This window comes from Mycobacterium sp. TH-M106 (genome assembly GCF_057473765.1).
The window spans coordinates 1-3,209 of record NZ_JBYCLE010000213.1 but is presented as its reverse complement, the minus strand read 5'-3'; the positions used below and the strand labels follow the sequence as shown (position 1 = coordinate 3,209).

Genomic DNA, 3,209 nt, shown 5'->3' with positions numbered 1-3,209 from the left:
CCTGGGTGCCCGGTTGGCGCCCGCGTGACCTGGCGACGTCGAACTTCCCGCAGCTGCGCGGGCACTGCCTGGCCAACTACACCAGCGACCCGGTGTTCCGGGCCGGCCTGGCTCAGCCGCCCGAAGAGAACCCGCAAGGCGCGGTGCTGGCCTGGGTGCAAACCTTCGGCAACCCACTGACCTGGGAGGACCTGCCGTGGCTGCGGTCGCTGACCAGCCTGCCACTGATCGTCAAGGGCATCTGCCACCCCGACGACGCCCGTCGCGCCAAAGACGGTGGGGTGGACGGGATCTACTGCTCCACCCACGGCGGCCGGCAAGCCAACGGCGGTCTGCCGGCCATCGACTGCCTACCGGATGTGGTGCAGGCCGCCGACGGGCTGCCGGTGCTGTTTGACTCCGGGATCCGCAGCGGCGCCGACATCATCAAGGCCCTGGCGTTGGGCGCGACCGCGGTCGGTGTGGGCCGGCCGTACGCCTACGGCCTGGCGCTGGGCGGGACCGCCGGTGTGGTGCACGTGCTGCGGTCGCTGCTGGCCGAAGCCGACCTGATCATGGCCGTCGACGGCTATCCGACGCTGCGCGACCTGACGCCGGAGGCGCTGCGGCGCGTCGGCTGAGCCGCTCGGCTCGGGTCTGCGACCGTAGGAGAATGGACGCGATCCTTGACGAATTCGACGACCATCTCGCCCTGCAGCGGGGTCGTTCCACGCACACCCGCCGCGCGTACCTGGGGGACCTGCGATCGCTGTTCGCCTTTCTCGCCGAACGCGGGCCCGGATCCGGACTGGACGACCTCAGCCTGCCGCTGCTGCGAGGTTGGCTGGCCGCGCAGGCCGGCGCCGGTGCGGCCCGCACCACGCTGGCGCGCCGCACGTCAGCGGTGAAAACGTTCACCGCGTGGGCGCTGCGGCGCGGCCTGCTGTCGTCGGATCCGGCGGAGCGGCTCCAACCGCCGAAAGCACGGCGGACCCTGCCAGCGATACTGCGCCAGGATCAGGCGCTGGATGCCATGGCGGCCGCGAAATCCGGTGCCCAGCAAGGTGATCCGCTGGCCTTACGGGATCGGCTGGTCGTCGAGTTGCTGTACGCCACCGGAATCCGGGTGAGCGAGCTGTGCGGGCTCGACGTTGACGACATCGAGCTGTCGCATCGGGTGGTTCGGGTGCTGGGCAAAGGCGACAAACAGCGCACAGCACCGTTCGGCGAGCCGGCCGCCGACGCGTTGCGGGCCTGGCTTTCCGACGGACGGCCCGCGCTGGCCACCGCCGAATCCGGGCCGGCGCTGTTACTGGGCGCCCGCGGCCGCCGCCTGGACCCTCGGCAGGCGCGCACCGTCGTGCATCAGACCGTCGCCGCGGTGAACGGCGCTCCCGACATCGGGCCGCACGGGCTGCGGCACAGCGCGGCCACCCATCTGCTGGAGGGCGGTGCGGATCTGCGGATCGTGCAGGAGCTGCTCGGCCACTCCACGCTGGCCACGACCCAGCTCTACACCCACGTCACCGTCGCCCGGCTGCGGGCGGTGCACGACCAGGCCCACCCGCGGGCATGATCCGAGCGACGGCCAGATGTCGTCGTCGTAGCCATGATCGACGTCCTCGGCCGGCGACCGCGCGTTAAGCCAGCAGGCTGCTGATCGCGGCGAGGTTGATGGTCACCGGCCACGGCACTTGGGTGGTGTAGCGCTCGACCACCACGCCGTCATCGACGTAACCCGACGCACCGGGTTCGCCGCTCTTACCGCAGGCTCGCAGGCTCACCCCATCGGCCGGCTCCAGGTCGACGATCCAGTAATGCGGAATCCCGGCGTCGGCGTATTCCGCCCGCTTGACCACACAGTCCGTGCGGCGGGACCCGGGCGACAGGATCTCGACGACCAGCAGCACCTCTGACGCACGCAGCAGTCCACCTTCGGCACGCACCCGCTGTACGGCAGGCCGCTCGACTACCACCAGATCGGGGCGGCGCGAGGTGCCCGGCTGATCTCCGCGATCGAGTTGTAAGTCGATGTCAACGTCCTGAATGACCATGAGCGTGCCGGGAAGCTGGGCCTTGAGCTGGTCGCGCAGTGCGCCGGAAGCCAGCATGTGGTCGGGTGACGGCGACGGTGACATGACGAGGCTGCCTTCCTGCAGTTCCCAGCGCGACCGGTCATCCTCCCCGAGCTTCGCGTACTCGGAGACCGTCAACAGCCGACCGGGCGGCTCAATCAGTGCAGTCATCACCTGGCACTCTTCCGGCACATAGTGACAGTGTCGCACGCGTTATCCGTTCAGCGGTTTGAGCCGAATCGGTGTTGTGGCCAGCAATCCCAGCGGGTCGACGTAGTCGGCGCGAGACGCCGGGCCCCACATCGCGCCCCAGTGCAGACAGGCCGCCGCCCCGCAACCCGGATGCCCGGACGCCAACTCGCCGATCGCGGTCCCGGCATCCACCCGCTGGCCGACCCGTACGACGGCGCGCACCGGTTCGTAGCTGGTGTGCAGACCGCCCGGGTGGGCCAGCGACACCACCGGCCGCCCGGCCAGGTCAGCGGCGAAGATCACCGTGGCCGCACCGGCGGCGTACACCGGCTGGCCGGGCGCGCCGGCCAGGTCCACCCCGCGGTGGCCACGCTGCCAGTTCGGTGACGGGGCGTCGAAGCTCCGTGTCACCGCCGGGCGCGGCCGCAACGGCCAGTCCAGCCGGATATCGTCGCCGCGGGCCGGGGCGGCGCCGAGCAAGCCGGCGACGAGGATCAGCGCCGTCCACCGCATCTGCACAGTTCACCGGTGCGCCGGTGATCCGGCTAGTCAGCACTGTGGACAAACCACCTGCTCGAACCGTGTAAACTCACTTCTCGCAGTCTGCTTTAGCGGGCTGACTTCGCGTGTCTGCGCAACAACCGGATGCCGAGCGGTCCCGTCTCACCGACGGGCAAGGCATCTCAGCAGACACCAGGGCCCGGCCTCAGCGGACGCCGGGCGACAACCGACAACACATAAGGACATGGCTGGCAATGGCCGTCGTAACCATGAAACAGCTGCTCGACAGCGGCACTCACTTCGGGCATCAGACCCGTCGCTGGAATCCCAAGATGAAGCGGTTCATCTTCACCGACCGCAACGGGATCTACATCATCGATCTGCAGCAGACGCTGACCTTCATCGACAAGGCATACGAGTTCGTCAAGGAGACCGTCGCCCACGGCGGGTCCGTGCTGTTCG

The 3,209-nt window shown here is 69.4% G+C and carries 4 protein-coding genes and 1 pseudogene; 3 read left to right on the top strand and 2 right to left on the bottom strand.

The window, feature by feature from the left end:
• Together AC2VOP_RS07740 and AC2VOP_RS07735 are read left to right on the top strand one after the other, a co-directional pair.
• Positions 1–620: alpha-hydroxy-acid oxidizing protein (locus AC2VOP_RS07740; protein WP_486960416.1), on the top strand; the 620-nt coding region annotated here is incomplete at its 5' end.
• A gap of 32 nt (positions 621–652) precedes the next feature.
• The gene (locus AC2VOP_RS07735) at positions 653–1,555 is read left to right on the top strand and encodes a tyrosine recombinase XerC (protein ID WP_486960415.1); all 903 of its coding nucleotides are present in this window, start codon (positions 653–655) and stop codon (positions 1,553–1,555) included.
• Positions 1,556–1,619: 64 nt separating this feature from the next.
• Here the strand turns inward: AC2VOP_RS07735 and AC2VOP_RS07730 are convergent, their stop codons facing one another.
• Both AC2VOP_RS07730 and AC2VOP_RS07725 read right to left on the bottom strand, forming a co-directional pair.
• Complete coding sequence (locus tag AC2VOP_RS07730) at positions 1,620–2,225, bottom strand: Uma2 family endonuclease (RefSeq protein ID WP_486960414.1); 606 nt, start codon at positions 2,223–2,225, stop codon at positions 1,620–1,622.
• Between the two features lie 48 nt (positions 2,226–2,273).
• A pseudogene (locus AC2VOP_RS07725) lies at positions 2,274–2,759 on the bottom strand (M23 family metallopeptidase); the annotation flags it as partial.
• A gap of 242 nt (positions 2,760–3,001) precedes the next feature.
• Here AC2VOP_RS07725 and rpsB point away from each other — a divergent pair.
• A partial coding sequence (rpsB, locus tag AC2VOP_RS07720; RefSeq protein WP_486954180.1) for a 30S ribosomal protein S2 occupies positions 3,002–3,209 on the top strand: 208 nt, incomplete at its 3' end.